The organism is Streptomyces sp. WG7 (assembly GCF_049975785.1).
In the GTDB taxonomy this organism is placed as follows: domain Bacteria; phylum Actinomycetota; class Actinomycetes; order Streptomycetales; family Streptomycetaceae; genus Streptomyces.
Genome location: NZ_JBNGGE010000038.1, coordinates 1 through 17953, shown reverse-complemented (window position 1 = coordinate 17953; position 17953 = coordinate 1). Strand labels below are relative to the sequence as shown.

The following is a 17953-nucleotide window of genomic DNA, read 5'->3' as shown; positions in this document are numbered from 1 at the left end:
GGCAGCAGTCGTTCTTCGATGCGGCCGAAGGGTCTCGGGATGACGCGGCCGGCCTGCGCGTGGTGACTGACGGTGGGGCGTGAGGGTGGGGTCAGGGGGTCGCAGTGGGAGTCGATGACGTAGCGGGTGAGACACCCTCGTCTCGTATGAGTTAAAGTTGACTCATGAGCTTCGATCGTGATCATGTGTTGCGTGCCGCTGCCGATCTGCTGACGCGCAAGGCCACGGCGACCACGGAAGAGGTCGCCCGGGCCGCCGGGATCAGCAGGGCGACGCTGAACCGCCATTTCTCCGGACGTGACGCCCTGGTGCGCGCCCTGGAGGACCTCGGTATCACCGAGTGCGAGGCGGCTCTGGACGCGGCCCGCCTGACGGAGGGGACGGCAGAAGAGGCGGTGCGCCGTCTGGTCCGTGCCCTCGAGCCCTGCACGAGCCTGCTCGCCTTCCTCTACTCCGAGAACCAGCTCTTCGAAGGCGAGGGGCAGCACGCGGGCTGGTCCCGTATCGACGCCCGGCTCACCGAACTGTTCCGCCGGGGCCAGGAGAGCGGCGAGTTCCGCATCGACCTGAGCGCGGTGTGGCTCACCGAGGCCCTGTACGGACTGTTGGCCGCCGGCGGCTGGGCCGTCATCGAGGGCCGGGTGGCCCGCAACGACTTCACTCACATGATCGCCGAGCTGCTGCTCGGCGGCACGATGCGAAGGGACGCATCATGACCCATCCCCTGAGTACGGCTGAACAGGCCGGCACCCAACGGGCTCCGGGCCGCTGGATCGCCCTGGGCGTCCTGGTCCTGGCCGTGCTGCTCGTCGCGGTGGACGCCACCGTCCTCGGACTGGCCACGCCCTACCTCAGCGAGGACCTGCAACCCTCCGGCACCCAACTGCTGTGGATCGGCGACGGCTACTCGTTCGTCCTCGCGGGCCTGCTCATCTCCATGGGAAGTCTGGGTGACCGGATCGGCCGCAAACGTCTGCTGCTGATCGGCGCGACCTTGTTCGGGTTGGTCTCCATCCTGAACGCCTATGCACAGACCCCCGAGATGATGATCCTCGCCCGGGCGCTGCTCGGTGTCGCCGGCGCCACGCTGATGCCCTCCACGCTCGCGCTGATCCGCAACCTCTTCCACGACCCGCGTGAGCGCAGCCTCGCCATCGGAATTTGGAGCGCCGCCGCCTCCGCGGGCATGGCGGTCGGCCCGATCGTCGGCGGTGTGCTGCTGGAGCACTTCTGGTGGGGCTCGGTCTTCCTGATCAATCTGCCCGTCATGGCGCTGCTCGTCGTCATCGGCTTCAAGATGCTGCCGGAATCGCGCAACCCCTCCCCGGGACCGTGGGACCTGCCGAGTGTCTTCCTGTCGCTGGTCGGCATGATCGGCGTCGTCTACGCCGTCAAGGAGACCGCGTCCGAAGGGTTCTCCTGGCTCATCCTCGCGGCAGGCGTGCTCGGTGTCGCCGCTCTCTACGGGTTCGTCCGGCGCCAGCGCGCCCTGCCCGTTCCGCTGGTGGACGTCAGTCTGTTCCGCAACCGTGGCTTCAGCGGCGCCGTCCTGGCGAACGTCCTGACCATTCTCGGGCTCTCCGGGCTGCTGTTCTTCCTCTCCCAGTACCTGCAGCTGGTCCAGGACCGGCGGCCCATCGAAGCGGGCATCGCCGAACTGCCGGCCGCCGCGGGCGCGGTCGTGGCCGGTCTGGTCGCCGGCGCCGCGGCGCGACGCTTCTCGGTGCGCGCGGTCGTCTCCAGCGGCCTGGCCGCCATCGGCCTGTCCCTGGCCGCCCTGACCACGCTCGCCCAGTCCACCGGCTACCCCCTGATCGGCACCACCCTGCTGGTCGTCGGCTTCGGCGCCGGACTGTCGTTCACGATCACCTCGGACATCATCCTGACCGCCGTACCCAAGGAACAGGCCGGTGCCGCTTCCGCGGTCTCGGAGACGGCCTACGAACTGGGCACCGCCCTGGGCATCGCCCTGCTGGGGTCGGTCGTCACCAACATCTACCAGGACTTCACCGGACCGGCCGGAACCCCGGAGGCGGCACACGAATCGCTGGCCGGAGCCGTCGTGGCGGCCATGCACATGCCCGCCGACGCAGCCGCGGCGCTCCTGGCAGCGGCCCGTGAGTCCTTCGTCGACGGTGTGGCACTCGCCTCAGGCGTCGGCGCCGGTCTGCTGCTGCTCGCGTCCGCCGTCGCCTGGTTCCTGCTGCGCGGCCAGAAGCTGACCAACGAACCCGTCGAGCACTGAGCACGAACGAGATCAGCGTCGGCGCGTGCCGTCGGCGGAGGGCCGGACAGGTTCTCCGCCGACGGCCGTCGGCGCGCTGCGGCTGCCACCAGCGCCCCACCGAAAACAGCCCGTTCAGGAAGAGACCATGAGTAACCGTCCCGCCGCCAACCAGATCTCTGTGGATCGCAGGTCCCTGCTCGCGCAGCGGGCGGCCGCCTACGCGGTGTGGTACTTGCGCATCGTCGCGTTCATCAACTTCCTCAGCGCGATATGGGTCTCCCTCGGCCAGGACGTACGCCGGCACAATCAGCAGGACCTGTTCACGCCGCACCTGCTGACCGCCGGCTTCACCTCTGGGGTCTTCGCCGCCTTCCTCGCGGTGACCATGCGGCGTCGCAAGCGCGCGGCGTGGATACTGAACATGGCCCTCGGCGGACTGTTCCTGGCGATCGTCTGCTTCGCCATGTTCTTCCAGGAGTTCCGACAGCACCCGCTGGACTGGATCTCCCTGTTCATCACCGCGACGTTCGTGGTCGCGCTGCTGCTGGGGCGGCGCGAGTTCTACGCGAAGGGTGACCGCTCCAACCCGAAGCTCGCCGCGGCGGTGGCCGTCGGCGGACTGCTGCTGTCCTCGCTGCTCGCGTGGCTTCTGGTGACCGTCGCCGACCACGCTCCGCACGGCACCGGCACCTCGTTCGCCGAGCGCTGGGGCTACGGCACCCTGCAACTGTTCACCGTCAACGTGGACGAGTCACGCTTCCCGGGCATCACCGTCGCGCACGGGGTCGATGTCGCCATCAACGTGCTCGGCACGGTGCTCCTCGTCGCCGTCGCCTACGCCGCGTTCCGGGCCCGCCGTGCCGTGGACCCGCTCAGCGAGGACGACGAGACACGGCTGAGGGCGTCGCTGGAGTCGTACGGAGAACGCGACTCCCTCGGATACTTCTCGTTGCGCCGGGAGAAGAGCGCGATGTGGTCGCCGACCGGCAAGGCGGCCGTCGTCTACCGCGTGGTGGGCGGAGTGTCGTTGGCGTCCGGCGACCCGATCGGGGACCCGGAGGCATGGCCGGGAGCCATCACTCCCTGGCTCGCCGAAGCGCGCGCCCACGGCTGGTCGCCCGCGGTCATGGGGGCGAGCGAGGAAGCGGGCACCATCTACGCGCGGCACGGACTGGACGCGCTGGAACTCGGCGACGAAGCGATCGTCGACATCGCCGACTTCACCCTGGAGGGGCGCGCCATGCGCACCGTGCGGCAGGCCCACAACCGAGTGCAGCGGGCCGGATACACCGTGCGCATCCGGCGCCACCAGGACATCCCCGCGGACGAGATGGCGCTCCTCGTCGAGCACGCCGACGACTGGCGCGACGGCCACACCGAACGCGGATTCAGCATGGCGCTGGGCCGGCTCGGGGACCCGGAGGACGGGCTGTGCGTGATGGCCGAGTGCCATGACGGCGACGGAGAGCTGCGGGCGCTGCTGTCCTTCGTGCCATGGGGCTCGAAGGGATTGTCCCTCGACCTGATGCGCCGGGACCGTGACTCCGACAACGGGCTGATGGAGTTCATGGTCATCGAGTTGCTGCGCCGCGCGAACGAGATCGGCGTCGCCCGAGTGTCCTTGAACTTCGCGATGTTCCGTTCCGTGTTCGAACGCGGGTCCCGACTGGGCGCCGGTCCGGTCCTGCGGCTGTGGCGCTCACTGCTCAGCTTCTTCTCCCGCTGGTGGCAGATCGAGTCCTTGTACCGCGCCAACGCGAAGTACCGCCCCACATGGGAGCCGCGCTTTCTGCTCTTCGAGAAGAGCGCGGACCTGTTGCGCATCGGGTTGGCGTCGGCCCGCGCCGAGGGCTTTCTGGAGGCCCCGGGGTTGCCCAAGTGGCTCCATCGGCGACGCCTGCGGATCGACAGCTAGTAGCAGCCGAAACCCGCTTGCGCAGTCGCCCGGCGAGCCGATACCCAGCACTCGAAAGACAAGGAGGACACGATGCCCCCCCTCGGTTCGTTGAACGAGTTCTGCTGGATGGACCTGAAAACCCGCGACCCATCCGGTACCGCTGCCTTCCTATCGCAGGCACTGGGCTGGTGTTTCGCAGTGGATGAGGAGGACTGGCGTCAGGCCACCAAGATAACCATCGGCGGGTACCAGATCGGCGGCGTCAGCGACCTTGCGAACCCGATCTACCCGGTGGCCACGCCCGCCCACGTCGCCTATTACCTGGCCGTTGACGACGTCGACCGCCGCGCCGAAGCCGCGACGGCGAACGGCGCGCGTCTTGTCGTGGCTCCCTTTGACGCGGGCGATCAGGGCCGTACGGCGACGCTGATCGACCCGGTGGGTGCCGCTTTCTCCCTGTGGCAACCCCATGGGTTCACCGGGTGGAACTTCCCGCCCCGCTTGGCAGGCGCACCACACCACATGGTCCTGGCCTGCGACCGACCGGACCGGGCCCGGGACTTCTACCACCAGTTGACAGGCACCCCTTTGGCGGCGGCCGCATTCATCGCGGCGCGTGAACCCATCGCTACCCCGCAGTGGGAACTTACCGTCGGGGTCGATGACCTGGATGGCGTCATCTCCCGCGTGCAGATCGGTGACGGTGGCCAGAGTCTCGCTACCTGGATCCGAGAGACCGACCAGTCCAATCTGAGACTGCACAGCCCAGAAGGGCTGTCCTTCCGAGTTCAATCTCTGGGGCAATGACGCCTGGACCACTCACGGTGCCGTCGGACCACGTTGAGCCGACGGCACCTCATTTCGTCAGTAGTTCTAAGAGTTGACGTCAAATGATCTTCGCTCGGCGACGGGGCCCGGGGCGTGTACGTCTTCTGCGGTGAAGGCGGCGAGGAACGTCCGATTCTCTGTACCGACTCCGAAAGGGGACTTTTACGGAGTTGCAGACGCATGGAACGGCAGATGGGTGAAGCCGCTGATTGCTCCGCCAGGCCGGCGGACCGCCCGCCCCATCGGTCGCAGTTGCGGCAAGCGGCTGGCTAGGGTCCTGAGGGCGATCTCTCCTGCCAGTTGCGCCAAGGAGTTCTCAAGCCTCATGGCACCGTCAGCAATGAGGTGACTGGGCTGGGTACTCCGTGCGAGGTCGAAGCGGTCAGGGTCGGGGAATTGGTGGCCATCGCGGTGGGCCGCGGCGAGCGCAATCAGAACGCCGCTGCGCGGGGGCAGGGGGTGACCTGCCACCTCAACCTGCTCGGAGGCGATACGCAGGACGAACTGGTGCGGAGGATCGAAGCGCAGGGTCTCTTCGACCGCCTTGGCCGCGAGGGTCGGTGCTGTTCTGAGCGTCTGCCATTGGTCAGGACGGGCCGCGAGCGCGGCCACCGCGTTGCCGATCAGACAGACCGCGGTCTCCAGGCCGGAGGCGATCAGGGTCCTACAGACTGCGGCGATCTCTTCCAGGCTCAACTTGTCAGAGGCGATACCTGAGCCTCCCGGACTCGTCGCTGGTGTGTCCTGACGGCCACGCCGTTGTATGTGATCGATCAGTGCGGAGAGGCCATGACCTGTCTCATCTCCGCCACGGGAAGCGGTGAGCCGACTGATGAGGTCGCCTCCAGGACTCCCTCGCCGCTCACGTTCCAATCGGATGGCGAGGGCTGCCAGATCCTCGTGCGCATCGTGGACTGCTTCCGCCCGGGCTTCCGAAAGCGTCTCGTCGACGGGTCGGCCGATGACGTCGCAAATATCAGCAAAGTATGCCGAGTCGGCTGACGGAATGCCCAGCACTTCACTGAGACACGCGACAACCAGTGGGAAGGCGAAGTCGTCCACAAGATCTATGGAGCCGGCATCAGCCTGCTGGCGGAGCAGGTCGTGAGCGACGGTGTCGATTCGGGTGGCGGACCGATGCAGAGCCGGGTGCAGCAGCGATGCGGCGATCGTGTACGCCTTCTCGAATCGTGTCGGCCCTGAGCAGCGCCCCTCGGCGCGAGTCGGCGCCGGACGCGTGAGCGCGCACGTATGTGCGGAGCGGGTGAGTGACTCGCATGTCGAGAAACGTGGATCTTGGAGAACCTGGCGACAGCCGTCGTACGAGAGGACGGCGAGCAGTCCTGTACGGCTGCGATGGGCTGGCCCCTGAGCGCGCATCTGCTCGTACAACGCGTAGGCGTCCCCCCGGAAGTCCGGCGCGATGAGTTTGCCGACAGGGTCACCGGTGCGGGCAAGAAGCCTCGTCCGCATGCGGTGCAGGCCGTACGTGCCGGCGCAGGACGACTCGATGTCTTTGGGGCGGTGGCTCATGATCTTCCCCTCGGCAAGCGACTGTAAGCAGGGCGCTGGGCGCGGCTGTTATCCGCGGGCGTTGACGGCTCCGGGGTCGCCTTGCACTCACCGTTGATGCGAGTTCCGCCAGGTCGGCGGCAGGGCCCCGGGCGACGCGTTCCGCAGGTGCGGTAGTGGGAGTGAGGAGGTCGGTGATTCCGCGGTACGTGTTCCGACTCACTGCCCATGAGTCAACGATATCCCAAGTGAGACGCGAACGTGTCAATCGAACCGTAGGCGACTCACGCTGCGCCCGCCCTGTTGCCCGAAGTCCCGTCCTGCTGGCGCTGAACTTGTAGGCGCTGGCGGTGGCGTCTCTTCGTAGTCCTGGGCCTCCAGGAAGCACTCCGCGCGGGTTGGCGCCAGTCCGATGCGGGACAGATCAATACTGGGCCGTGATGGGTGCCCTGTCCGCCACGGAAGTTCCAGTTCGACGGGCACCATCTGGTCATCCAAAGGGGGTCGGCGCGGAGGCGCTGTACGTCGTCCTGAAACTCGAGTCGTACATGGTGCAGCGCGAGGCGCAGCAGCAGCGTCTGACGACCGGGGTACTGACCACCGCGAACAAGGACGTCACCGTGGCGAACTCCGGGGCCGCCGTCGAGGACTTCGTCGGCAAGTGGGGCCGTCCCGACTTCTGTCCCGAGGCATTCAAGACCCGGAAGCACCCGGCTGCCCGTGACGACGGACCGGCTGAACGTGCTCTTGGGCATGTGGGAGGAGAGGTTCGGGGCGAAGGTCGTCGACTGAGCCGGCGGCTTGCCTCACGTCAGGGGAACGCTGGACCCCCGTACCACCAGTCGGGCCGGCTGGGCGCGTACGCCGCCGGCGAGCGTGCCCCCGTCGGCGATGGCCTGGGCCAGGGCCGTGGCGGCATCGCGGCCGAGCTGCTCCAGGTTCATGTCGAGGCTGGTGAGCATCGGCCGGCAACCCTCGGTCATGACCTGCCAGTTGTCGAATCCGACGACGGCGACGTCGTCCGGGACGCGCAGACCGCGGTCGCGCAGGGAGTCCAGGGCCCCGCGAGCGAGCTGGTCGTTACCGCACACCAGGCCGTCCGGTTCCGCACCCTGGTCCAGCAGCATGGCCGTGCCCGCCCGGCCCCAGCTCTCGCTCCAGGCGCCGGTGCGGCACGGTGCCGCCGGTTCGAGGCCGGCCTCGGCCAGCGCGGCGGCGATGCCCGCGATGCGGTCGGTGGTCGCGGCGTAGCCCGCGTCGCCCGCGATGTGCGCGATCCGCGTGCGTCCGCAGGCCAGCAGGTGCTCCACCGCCATGCGTCCCGCGGCGACGTTGTCGGGGACGAACGAGAGATCGGCGGGGTCCTCGGAGGGGGCGTAGGCGTACACCACGGGGACGGGAAGATCGCGCCCGAGAGAGGGCCGCGGGTCGGTGCTGCTGCCGACCACGATCAGGCCGTCGACCCGGCGGTCGAGCAGCGCGCGGACATGATGGCGCTCCCGGATCGCGTCGCCGCGTGCGTCGCAGAGGAACACCGACAGTTCCCCGGCACCGAACGCGTCCTCCGCGCCCATCAGGATCGGCAGACTGAAGCGGCCCTCCAGGTCCCCGGTGAGCAGGCCGACGGTGCCCGTGGCGCCCGCCAGCAGCCCGCGGGCCAACGGATTGGGGCGGAAGGAGAGGCGCTCCGCCGCGTCGAGCACGCGCTCGCGCGTCTCTGCGCGCACCTGGTCCCGCCCGTTGAGAGCCTTGGACGCCGTGGCGATGGACACCCCGGCGAGGCGGGCCACGTCGCTGAGAGTGACGTTGCCGGTCGTGCGACGGACGCCGTCTCCCGCCCTCCCCGCGCCCCGCTCCTCCCGGCTGCGAGCCTTCTGGGTCATGAACCGCCCCTCCCGTGCGTGACCGGGCGTCTGGGCCGCTTGGGGGCCTCGACGTGAAAACCGTACTGGATGAGTTTCGCATCTACCTGACGCGTCACGCGGGTGGGCATCGAAGTTTCCCCGGTGCAGAGGGATTGACTGCCCTCGGAAGGGCGCCCTACGTTCACTGAAAACCTTTTCGGTTCCTTTCGGTCGCGGGTCTGAAGACAGCGCGGGGACCGCAGCTGTCGTGGGAGACAGCCTTCGTTGTGGGGAGTACACGATGAGTAATGCACCGAGCGGACTCCGCGCCTGGGCGGTCTGCGCGCTGGTCACCGCACTGGCAGTGGCCGGCTGTGGCACCGGCGCCCAGGAGACGGGCGGAGGCGGCACGGGCAAGGGCGGTGTGGAGGGCCTCGACGACGGCTCCACGCTCACCATGTGGACACGGGCCGCGACGAAGACCCAGAGCGAGGCCCTGGTCGCGGAGTACAACAAGACCCACGAGAACAAGGTCGAGCTGACGGTCGTCCCGACCGACGACTACCAGGCCAAGGTCGGCGCCGCGGCCGGATCACGGGACCTGCCCGACCTGTTCGCCGCAGACGTCGTGTTCGTACCGAACTACACCTCGAGCGGCCTCTACGCGGACCTCACCGACCGCATCGACGCACTGCCCCATGGGGACGACCTCGCCCCCTCGCACATCAAGGCGGGCACCTGGGAGGGGCGCGAGTACGCCGTCCCGCACACCCTCGACCTGTCCGTGCTCTTCTACAACAAGGACCTCTACAACAAGGCCGGGCTGGACCCCGAGAAGCCGCCGACCACGCTGGAGGAGTGGGACCGGCAGGCGCGCGCCGTCGACGGGCTGGGCGGCGGAGTCGACGGCACCTTTTTCGGCGGGAGCTGCGGCGGCTGCGGGGTCTTCACCTGGTGGCCGTCGATCTGGGGCGCCGGCCAGGACGTGCTGTCCGAGGACGGCACCTCGGCACAGCTGGCGTCGGCGACCGCCAAGAAGGTCTACGACACCTACCGGGGCTGGGTGAAGGACGACATCGTCGCGCCCGGTGCCAAGGAGGAGACCGGCGCGACCTGGACCGGTGTCTTCCCTAAGGGCAAGGTCGGCGTCATGCCGATGCCGTCCACCGCACTGGGGCTGATGCCGAAGGACATGAACATCGGCGTCGCGCCGATCCCCGCGGTCGGCGGCGGTGAGTCCACGTTCGTCGGAGGCGACGCCGTCGGCATCGCGGCCACCAGCAAGAAGGCGGACCAGGCGTGGAACTTCCTTGCCTGGTCGCTCGGCGACAAGGCACAGGTCGACGTGGTGGCCGCCCACAAGGACGTGGTCGCACGCACGGACCTCGCGGAGAACAAGTACTCGGCCGCCGACCCGCGGCTGGTCACCGTCAACAAGCTGGTGGCCAAGGGGCGCACCCCCTACGCCGTCAAGTTCGGCCAGACGTTCAACGACCCCAACGGCCCCTGGCTCGCTCTCATGCGCGACGCGGTCTTCGGTGACGGCGCGGACGTGGACAGCCTCAACCAGGACATCTCCGACTCGCTGTCCGACTGACCCCTTCCGGGAGAGTTGCGCCCATGCAGACGAAAACCGTCCGGCCCCCCGCGGTCGAACCCGCGCGGGGCACCCCCCGGACGACGACCGCCCCGTCCGTCAAGGCTCCGTGGTGGCGAAGCCGTCAGGCCAAGGGTCTGGCCTACGCGGCACCGACCGCTGCTCTCGTCGCCGTCCTCTTCATCTGGCCGTTGCTGCTCGTGGGCCGTATGTCGCTGAGCGACTGGCCCCTGCTCGCCGGCTACCGCGAGGTCAACGCCCCCGAGAACTACAGCGACGTCCTCGACGGCGAGCTGTTCTGGCCTGCCGTACGCTTCACCCTCCTCTACACGGTGATCGCCACCGCACTCCTCATCGGCCTGGCCCTCCTCCTGGCCCTGCTGGTCCAGGAGAACCGGCGCGGCTCCGGCTTCTTCCGCACCGTCTTCTTCCTCCCCAGCGCCCTGGGCCTGGCCTCGGCGGCACTGCTCTTCTACGGTTTCTACAGCCCCGGCGCCGGCCCGCTGAGCGATCTGCTCCAGGACGTCGGCCTGGCGGACGGCCCGGTCTCCTTCCTCGGCACGCCGACCTCGGCGCTGATGTCGACGGTCTTCCTGATCGTCTGGAAGTTCGCCGGCTTCTACATGCTCATCCTCCTGGTCGGACTGCAGCGCATCCCGCACGAGGTGTACGAGGCGGCACGGATGGACGGCGCCTCGCGGGCCCAGGTGTTCCGCTCGATCACCCTCCCGCTGTTGCGCCCCTCCCTGGCGCTGTGCCTGCTGCTGTCGGTGACCGGCTCACTGCTCGCCTTCGACCAGTTCTTCATCCTCACCAAGGGAGGCCCGGACAACGCCACGGTCACGGTCGTCCAGCTCATCTACCGGGAGGCGTTCCAGAAGATGGACCTGGGCACCGCCGGGGCCCTGTCGGTGATCGTGCTGCTGGCGCTGCTCGTCTTCAACTTCGCCCAGTTCCGGGGTCTCCGTGGTGCCGACGAGTAGCGACGGATTCCCGTACCGCCCCCTGCCCACTGTCCCCGAACCGCCCGCAGCACCAAGGAGACCGGTCCCGTGAGCACGAACGTCCGAACTCTGGGCCGCACCCCGTACTACGTATTCACCGGCGGGCTGGCGGTCGTCTTCCTCTTCCCCTTGTTGTGGAGCGCGTGGGCGTCGGTCAGCCCCCAGCCCGGTACCGGTCAGGCCTCCGGGTACGGCCTGGGCAACTACCACACCCTGCTCGACTACGACGCCGGCCTGGTCCGCTACTTCCTCAACAGCACGGTCGTCTCCGCACTGACGGTGGCGGTGACCCTGCTGGTGTCGCTGCTGGGGGGATACGCCTTCGCCCGCTTCACCTTCCCCGGCAAGAACCTCCTGTTCCTGCTCACCCTGGCCATCCTGATGGTCCCCTACGCCACCCTGCTGATCCCCCTGTACGTGCTGCTGGGACAGCTCGGACTGCAGAACTCGCTGGTCGGTCTGAGCCTGGTGCTGGCCATGTACCAACTGCCGTTCGCGACCTTCATGATGCGGATCTCCTTCGAGTCAGTTCCGAAGGAACTGGAGGAGTCGGCGATGGTCGACGGCTGCGGCACGGCCAAGGCCCTGCTGCGGGTCCTGCTGCCCGCGGTGAAGCCGGGACTGATCACCGTCGGTCTGTTCGCGTTCCTCGCCGCGTGGAACGACTTCATCGCGCCCCTGATCCTGATCAGCGACAGCGAGAGCGCACCCCTGCCGCTCGCCGTCGCCAACCTTCGCCAGCAGTCCATGGGAGCAGTGGACTACGGCGCGACCGAGGCCGGAGTGGTCGTCCTGGCCCTTCCCTGCCTCGCACTCTTCCTCCTGCTCCAACGGCATTACATCCGCGGCTTCATGGCCGGCGCCCTCAAGGGATGAGCCCGACCTCCTCCCCGCCACCGTCGACCGCGACTCCACGCACCCATGCAAGGGAGACCATGTCCGAGACCGTCACGCCGCCGACTTTCACGTCCGCCACCCCAGGAGCCGCCCCATCGACCGCCGTGCCCGTCCAGCCGTCGCGGAGCGCTCTGCGTCCGCTGGGACTCGACGCCACAGCGATCACCGGCGGCTTCTGGGGAGAACGGCAGAGCGTGAACGCGGCCGCGACACTCGCCCACTGCCAGGACTGGCTGGAGCGGGCCGGCTGGACCGGGAACTTCCGACACGCCGTCACCGGAACACTGGCCCGGGCCCGCCGGGGCAGGGAGTTCTCCGACTCCGAGGTCTACAAGCTGCTGGAAGCGCTGGTCTGGGAAGCCGCCCGGCAGACCGACGACGACGCCAGGGCGGAGCTGCAGGCGAGGTGCGACGAGCTGTCCGCCACCGTCGCCGCCGCTCAGGAACCCGACGGCTACCTCAACACCCGGTTCGGCCGCCCCGGCCAGCCGCCCCGCTACAGCGACCTGGAGTGGGGCCACGAGCTGTACTGCTACGGACACCTGATCCAGGCCGGAGTGGCCCAACTGCGCACCCGCGGGGGCGGACCGCTCGCCCGCACCGCGATACGCGCCGCCGACCACGTGTGCGCCACCTTCGGCGCGGACGGCGCTGGCATCTGCGGCCACCCCGAGATCGAGACGGCACTGGCCGAACTCGCCCGGGCCACCGGCGAACCCCTGTACCTGGAGCAGGCCCGGCTCTTCATCGAAAGGCGAGGGCACGGCACGCTGGCCGACATCGAGTTCGGCCGCGCCTACTACCAGGACGACACTCCCGTGCGCGACGCGGACACCCTGCGAGGGCACGCCGTCCGAGCCCTCTACCTGGCCTGCGGTGCCACCGACGTCGCAGCCGAGACCGGCGACGGCGAGCTGCTCGCCGCCGTCGAACGCCAGTGGGAGCGGACCGTGGCGCGCCGCACCTACATCACCGGCGGCATGGGCGCCCACCACCGCGACGAGTCGTTCGGCGAGGACCACGTCCTGCCGGCCGACCGCGCCTACGCCGAGACCTGCGCCGGCGTCGCCTCCGTCATGCTGTCCTGGCGCCTGCTGCTGGCCACCGGCAGGGCCCGGTACGCGGACCTGATCGAACGCACCCTGTACAACGTGATCGCCGCGTCGCCCGCACAGGACGGCCGCGCCTTCTTCTACACCAACACCCTGCACCAGCGCACCGCCGGGACCGTCCCGGCCGCCGACCGGCCGAGCCCCCGGGCCGAGTCCGGCCTGCGCGCCCCCTGGTTCGCCGTCTCCTGCTGCCCGACCAACGTCGCCCGCACGCTCGCGCTGCTGCCCGCATACCTGGCCAGCACCGACGGCGGCGGGATCCAGATCCACCAGTACGCGCCGGCCCGCATCGAGGCGGAGGCCGTGCCGGGCGCCGGCCGCGTGACGCTCGGCGTCCACACCGACTACCCCTACGACGGCCGCGTCCGCGTCGTGGTGGAGGCCCCGGCCACGCCCGGTCGGGAGTGGACCCTCTCGCTGCGCGTGCCCGGCTGGGGCGGCCCGCGCACCGCGTGGCTCGTCGAACCCGACGGCACCCGCCGGCAGGTCGGCCCGGGCACCGTCCACGTGTCGCGTGCCTTCGAGGCCGGCGACGAGGTGCTGCTCGAACTTCCGGACGCCCCGCGCTTCGTGCGGCCCGACCCGCGCATCGATGCCGTGCGCGGCTGCGTGGCGGTCGAGCGGGGACCCCTGGTGTACTGCGCGGAGTCCGCCGACCTGCCGGAGGGCGCCGACGTCTCGCACGTCCTGGTCGACCCGCACGCCGCACCGCGCAACGAGGGCCGCACGGTGCGCGTCACCGGCACCGTGGCAGGCCACGTCGACAGTGACTGGCCGTACGCCCCGGAGGACGAAGCCCACCCCGATCCCACCCCGGCCTTCGGCGAACTGACTCTGATCCCGTACCACACGTGGGCGAACCGGGGTCCGGCCACGATGCGGGTGTGGCTGCCTACGGCCGACCGGGCCGACAAGGATCATCTGAGTGAAGGGACACGATGACGTGAGCACAAGGCACTCGGAGCACTCGGAAAACCCGGGCGGCCGGGCCGACGTCTCAAGACGGCGCCTTCTGTCGCTGAGCCTAGCCGGAGCCGCCCTCGGCGTACTGGGTGTTCCCCGGCCGGCGGCGGCCCTGCCCGGACCGGTCAACAGGATCACGTCGACGTACTTCGACGTGAGTGTCGACCAGGCGTCGGGCGGGGTGTTCCAGCTGTCCAACCCCCAGGACGGCTTCGGCACCAACTACGTGATGAATCCCGAGATCCACTCCGCGTTCGACGTCGACGACTCCCGGTGGGTCGGCGACATGGTCTTCAACGTGCGGAAGGGGTCCGCCACCACCGGTACTGCGGCCGTGACCTCATTGTCGGACGACATCCGCAAGGTGACGTCCGTGACCGGTGGGGTGCAGGTCGCCTACGAAGGCACCGCGGCACACGCGAACGGCATCAAGGGCTTCACACTCACCCAGGCCTACACACTGGCCGGCGCCGGTGGAAACCGGCTGGAGTGGACGATCCGACTCAAGAACACCTCGACCGAGCGCCTGGAGTTCCAGGATGTCGGCTTCCCCCTGCTGATGAACGCCTGGTGGAACGGCGGCGATCAGAAGGGGATCTACGAGCAGAACGTCGGCCGGCACTCCTTCGTCGGCAAGGACGGCTCCTACATCTACTGGCAGCGGCCCAACGGCGTGGGACCCTTCCTCGTGATGGTGCCCCACGGCGGGACGTCGCTGGAGTTCAAGAACAAGGCCCGGTACGACGAAGGGCCGTTCGCCGAGAAGGACCCCTCCTGGGAAGGAGTGGTGGAGTACTTCATCCACTCCAAGAACATCAGCGTCGAGCGCGCCGCGAAGACGGCCAAGTACCTCCCGGCGACCTCGCTGGTCCTCGAACCCGGGGCGGAGAAGACCTATGGATTCACCTTCCGCTGGGCCGCCGACTACGCCGACCTGCGCGACGTCCTCCACGACGCCGGCGTGGTCGACGCGATTTCGCTGCCAGGCATGGTCGTCCCGCAGGACACCAGAGCCACTTTGGCCGTCCGGGCCAAGGGCGGCATCCAGCGGGTGACCGGCGAGAGCGGCCGGAACATCACCGTCACCTCCCGAGGCACGAGGAACGGCTACACCCTGTACGACCTCACCTTCCCCGGCCTCGGTCCCCACCTCGTCACCGTCCACTACGACAACGGCAGGCAGTCGGTCCTGCAGTACTACTCGATCAGACCGATCGAGGAACTCGTCACCGCGCACGCGACGTTCCTCGCCACCAAGCAGCAGGCCAGGACGACCCGCGGCTACAACGGCGCCTACCTGCAGTGGGACATGAGCCGTAAGAAGCTGATCACCTGGGACGACTACCCCGGCGGCGGCTGGAAGGAATGGATGGCCGGAGGCTCCGACGACCTCGGACTGGCTCCCGCGGCCTTCCTGTCGGAGAAGAACGCCTCCACGCCCACCCAGAGCGAAGTCACCTCACTCGACTACTACGTCGAGCACTTCCTCCTCGGCTACCTGCAGGCCCGCACCGAGAACGGCGCCCGCACGTACCAGGTCTACCGCTGGTACGACGGACAGGACGGCACCCCGAAGGACCAGGGCGTCTGGCGAGCGTACAACTACGTGCACATCGCGAACACGTACCTCAACATGTACAAGATCGCCAAGAGGTACTCGCACATCCGGACCCGGCTCACGTCCGACGAGTACCTGGTGATGGGCTACAAGACGCTCGAAGCCATGTTCACGAGGATCCCGCAGCCCACCCCTATCGGTGACGCCGCGCACGACGTCGGCCTGATGGGCGAGATGCTCTACCCGGACATCCTCGCGTGCCTCGCAGCGGAGGGCCGCAGCGCCGAGGCCCAGCGCCTGGACGGCTTCCTGCGGGCGAAGCGGGACCGGATCTTCGCGCAGGAGTATCCCTTCGCCTCGGAGATGAGCATCGACACCACAGGGTTCGAGGGCTGCTACACGCTGGCCAAGAAGTACGGCGACACGGCGCTGGCTGACAAGGTCACGCGGGCCTCCCTCGCCGCGCGCGGCACCCAGCCGCTGTGGTACTTCTACGGCTCGGACAACCGGCACATGGGTGAGTCGTGGTGGAACCTCGGGTACGAGTGCCAGCTCGGCGCCTGGCAACAGCAGGACTACCTGTACTCATACGCCTCCACCGGCGGCGATGAGTTCGACGAGATGATGCGCAGCACCTACGGCGCCTACCTGGCCGGATGGGCGAACATCAACTCCGGCCAGATCAGCGGTGACGCCGCCAACACCGGGGCGGCCTCCTGGCAGTTCCAGAGCGAAAAGGGCGCCGGCAACTACGCCTGGATCCCCAACCTCAACGGCTGGTGGGCCTGGTCCGGCGAGGCCGATCTGGGTTTCTGGGGCGGCCTGCGGACCGCCACCGTCAACGTGGTCGAGGACCGGACCGTGGGGCTGTACGCCTACGGCGGAGACGTCAGCCTGCGAAACGGCGCCTACGTCGTCGTTCCCAAGGACGGTGTGCGGCGGCGCCTGGCGCTGTACAACAAGGGGAAGTTCGGCCTGCAGATCGACAAGGCGACGTACACCAGAGCTCAGGTGTCGACCGACCTACGCGACATCCGGGTCACCTTGCAGAGCGTGGTCACGGGCGGCTACTCACCAGAGATCACCCTGCACAACCTGCCTGCGGGGACGTACCAGGTGTCGGTCGACGACGGCGGGGCCCGCACCGTGGTCAGCGACGGCAGGGAAGTCGTCGTCAGCGGGGTGCAGATGCTGACCGGCAGCGGGCAGATCCTGCGTATCGTGGGTGTCTGACCACACATCTGGTCGCCCAAGACTTACACGGTGCACGGAGTCAGCATGAGAGACGCCGGTCGGATGCCCCGTATGGGCCCTGCATGGGCTGATGACGGTTCCGGCCCACTCCTAAGTTGATCGTCTGGCTTTGTACGTGGGAGCCAGCAACGCCTGTCGACGGTTTCGGGTAGCACTTCGCGATCAAACGGTCCGGAAATGTCGATGAGAACTGGCAACGGTCCCGGGGCGCTGACCGCTCCTGAACCCGCGCGCTTCCGAAGTCATGATCCACCTCGCCACAACCCGACCTGATGGCCCGCCGCCTCACCGGCGAAGACACCAACTCGTGGCGCAACGCGATGCAGTGCTCAAGTGAAGTCGGGGGCGTGATCGTGCGCCCATTGGCGGAAGGTGCGAGCCGGCGTTCCTGTTATCTGGTCGAGTGTGAGGTAGGCATCGTCGTCCGGGGCGCCCGTGTCATGGGGTTCGTCTGCGACGCCTTCGACGCCGTCGTAGCTTTCGAAGCCGAACAGGAAGTCTGCGTTCGTGGCCGCGAAGCCGCCTTGGGCTCGGTAGAAGCCGCGGGCTTGTTCGGCGGAGACCTCATCGAGCGTGATCTGTTCTCCGATCGCTTCTGCGATCACTGCAACCTGTTCGCGTTTGGTGAGACTGTCCGGTCCGATGATCGTGTCGATCCGCCCGCGGCGGCGTGGGGCGAGCAGGTTGGCCAGGACGACGTCGGCAATGTCGGCTTTATGGACGGGGTGCCCGATCTGATCCGGAAAGGGCTCCACAGCTCGGCGATCCGCCTTGATCGCCGGCCCCCATATGAGGAGTGAGTTTGTCGCGAACTCACCGGGACGCACGATGCTCCAGTCCAGCCCGGAGCCCATGACGGCCTGCTCGACGACCGCGTTGTACGTGGTGTCGTAGCCGGCCGTCACGGCGGCGGAGGAGACCACGACCACATGCTCGATGCCCGCCTGCTTCGAGCGAGAGACGACCGCCTCAACGGTCTCGGGGACCGCGATCAGGACGAGTTGCGCGGCACCGTCGAATGCGTGCCTCAGCGTGGACGGGTCGTCCAGGTCGCCGAAGACCACGTCCGCACCATCCGGGAGTGAGGCACGTTGCGGGTGCCGCGACATTCCACGCACCGTGTGACCGGCGTCAAGCAGTCCTGCGACGACCAGGCGGCCGATCGCCCCGGTGGCCCCAGTAAGTCGAGGGAGTAGCCCACGATCCTGTTGCTGAAGACATCCTTGATCGCGCAGAGATACAGCTTGCCGTTGCCGGTGG

At 68.4% G+C, this 17953-nt stretch carries 11 protein-coding genes and 1 pseudogene; 9 read left to right on the top strand and 3 right to left on the bottom strand.

The genetic code is table 11. From position 1 onward, the window contains the following. The first annotated feature begins 164 nt into the window (after positions 1–164). From ACP4J0_RS29035 to ACP4J0_RS29020, 4 genes are all read left to right on the top strand, one after another. Positions 165–716 (top strand): TetR/AcrR family transcriptional regulator, encoded by a 552-nt coding sequence (locus ACP4J0_RS29035; protein WP_403190959.1) that lies wholly within the window; start codon positions 165–167, stop codon positions 714–716. Next, positions 713–2245 (top strand): MFS transporter, encoded by a 1533-nt coding sequence (locus ACP4J0_RS29030; protein WP_426601687.1) that lies wholly within the window; start codon positions 713–715, stop codon positions 2243–2245. The genes ACP4J0_RS29035 and ACP4J0_RS29030 overlap by 4 nt, the downstream gene beginning before the upstream one ends. 127 nt (positions 2246–2372) lie before the next feature. Continuing rightward, the gene (locus tag ACP4J0_RS29025) at positions 2373–4142 is read left to right on the top strand and encodes a phosphatidylglycerol lysyltransferase domain-containing protein (protein WP_426601686.1); all 1770 of its coding nucleotides are present in this window, start codon (positions 2373–2375) and stop codon (positions 4140–4142) included. 72 nt (positions 4143–4214) lie between these two features. After that, positions 4215–4931: a VOC family protein gene (locus tag ACP4J0_RS29020; RefSeq protein WP_426601685.1), complete on the top strand. Its 717-nt coding sequence runs from the start codon at positions 4215–4217 to the stop codon at positions 4929–4931. 183 nt (positions 4932–5114) lie between these two features. Here ACP4J0_RS29020 and ACP4J0_RS29015 read toward each other — a convergent pair whose 3' ends face one another. Continuing rightward, complete coding sequence (locus tag ACP4J0_RS29015) at positions 5115–6485, bottom strand: cytochrome P450 (protein ID WP_426601684.1); 1371 nt, start codon at positions 6483–6485, stop codon at positions 5115–5117. 785 nt (positions 6486–7270) lie between these two features. Next, positions 7271–8347, bottom strand: a complete 1077-nt coding sequence (locus ACP4J0_RS29010) for a LacI family DNA-binding transcriptional regulator (protein ID WP_426601683.1) — start codon at positions 8345–8347, stop codon at positions 7271–7273. Between the two features lie 262 nt (positions 8348–8609). On the opposite strand from ACP4J0_RS29010, the gene ACP4J0_RS29005 reads away from it, so the two are divergent. The 5 genes from ACP4J0_RS29005 to ACP4J0_RS28985 all read left to right on the top strand — a co-directional run bounded on the left by ACP4J0_RS29005 (position 8610) and on the right by ACP4J0_RS28985 (position 16672). Next, complete coding sequence (locus ACP4J0_RS29005; RefSeq protein WP_426601682.1) at positions 8610–9905, top strand: ABC transporter substrate-binding protein; 1296 nt, start codon at positions 8610–8612, stop codon at positions 9903–9905. Between the two features lie 23 nt (positions 9906–9928). Next, the gene (locus ACP4J0_RS29000; protein WP_426601681.1) at positions 9929–10888 is read left to right on the top strand and encodes a carbohydrate ABC transporter permease; all 960 of its coding nucleotides are present in this window, start codon (positions 9929–9931) and stop codon (positions 10886–10888) included. A gap of 69 nt (positions 10889–10957) precedes the next feature. Then, positions 10958–11785 (top strand): carbohydrate ABC transporter permease, encoded by an 828-nt coding sequence (locus tag ACP4J0_RS28995; protein WP_426601680.1) that lies wholly within the window; start codon positions 10958–10960, stop codon positions 11783–11785. Positions 11786–11844: 59 nt separating this feature from the next. Beyond that, a complete protein-coding gene (locus ACP4J0_RS28990; protein WP_426601679.1) occupies positions 11845–13860 on the top strand; it encodes a glycoside hydrolase family 127 protein in 2016 nt (671 codons plus the stop codon). A 1-nt stretch (position 13861) separates the two neighbouring features. After that, the gene (locus ACP4J0_RS28985; RefSeq protein WP_426601678.1) at positions 13862–16672 is read left to right on the top strand and encodes a DUF5695 domain-containing protein; all 2811 of its coding nucleotides are present in this window, start codon (positions 13862–13864) and stop codon (positions 16670–16672) included. A 350-nt stretch (positions 16673–17022) separates the two neighbouring features. Here ACP4J0_RS28985 and ACP4J0_RS28980 read toward each other — a convergent pair. Then, a pseudogene (locus tag ACP4J0_RS28980) lies at positions 17023–17862 on the bottom strand (SDR family oxidoreductase); the annotation flags it as partial. Between the last annotated feature and the right edge of the window lie 91 nt (positions 17863–17953).

Bases quoted from the DNA above. Each gene is read 5' to 3' on its own strand.
- ACP4J0_RS29035 (WP_403190959.1), top strand. From the start codon at position 165: ATGAGCTTCGATCGTGATCATGTGTTGCGTGCCGCTGCCGATCTGCTG.
- ACP4J0_RS29030 (WP_426601687.1), top strand. From the start codon at position 713: ATGACCCATCCCCTGAGTACGGCTGAACAGGCCGGCACCCAACGGGCT.
- ACP4J0_RS29025 (WP_426601686.1), top strand. From the start codon at position 2,373: ATGAGTAACCGTCCCGCCGCCAACCAGATCTCTGTGGATCGCAGGTCC.
- ACP4J0_RS29020 (WP_426601685.1), top strand. From the start codon at position 4,215: ATGCCCCCCCTCGGTTCGTTGAACGAGTTCTGCTGGATGGACCTGAAA.
- ACP4J0_RS29015 (WP_426601684.1), bottom strand. From the start codon at position 6,485: ATGAGCCACCGCCCCAAAGACATCGAGTCGTCCTGCGCCGGCACGTAC.
- ACP4J0_RS29010 (WP_426601683.1), bottom strand. From the start codon at position 8,347: ATGACCCAGAAGGCTCGCAGCCGGGAGGAGCGGGGCGCGGGGAGGGCG.
- ACP4J0_RS29005 (WP_426601682.1), top strand. From the start codon at position 8,610: ATGAGTAATGCACCGAGCGGACTCCGCGCCTGGGCGGTCTGCGCGCTG.
- ACP4J0_RS29000 (WP_426601681.1), top strand. From the start codon at position 9,929: ATGCAGACGAAAACCGTCCGGCCCCCCGCGGTCGAACCCGCGCGGGGC.
- ACP4J0_RS28990 (WP_426601679.1), top strand. From the start codon at position 11,845: ATGTCCGAGACCGTCACGCCGCCGACTTTCACGTCCGCCACCCCAGGA.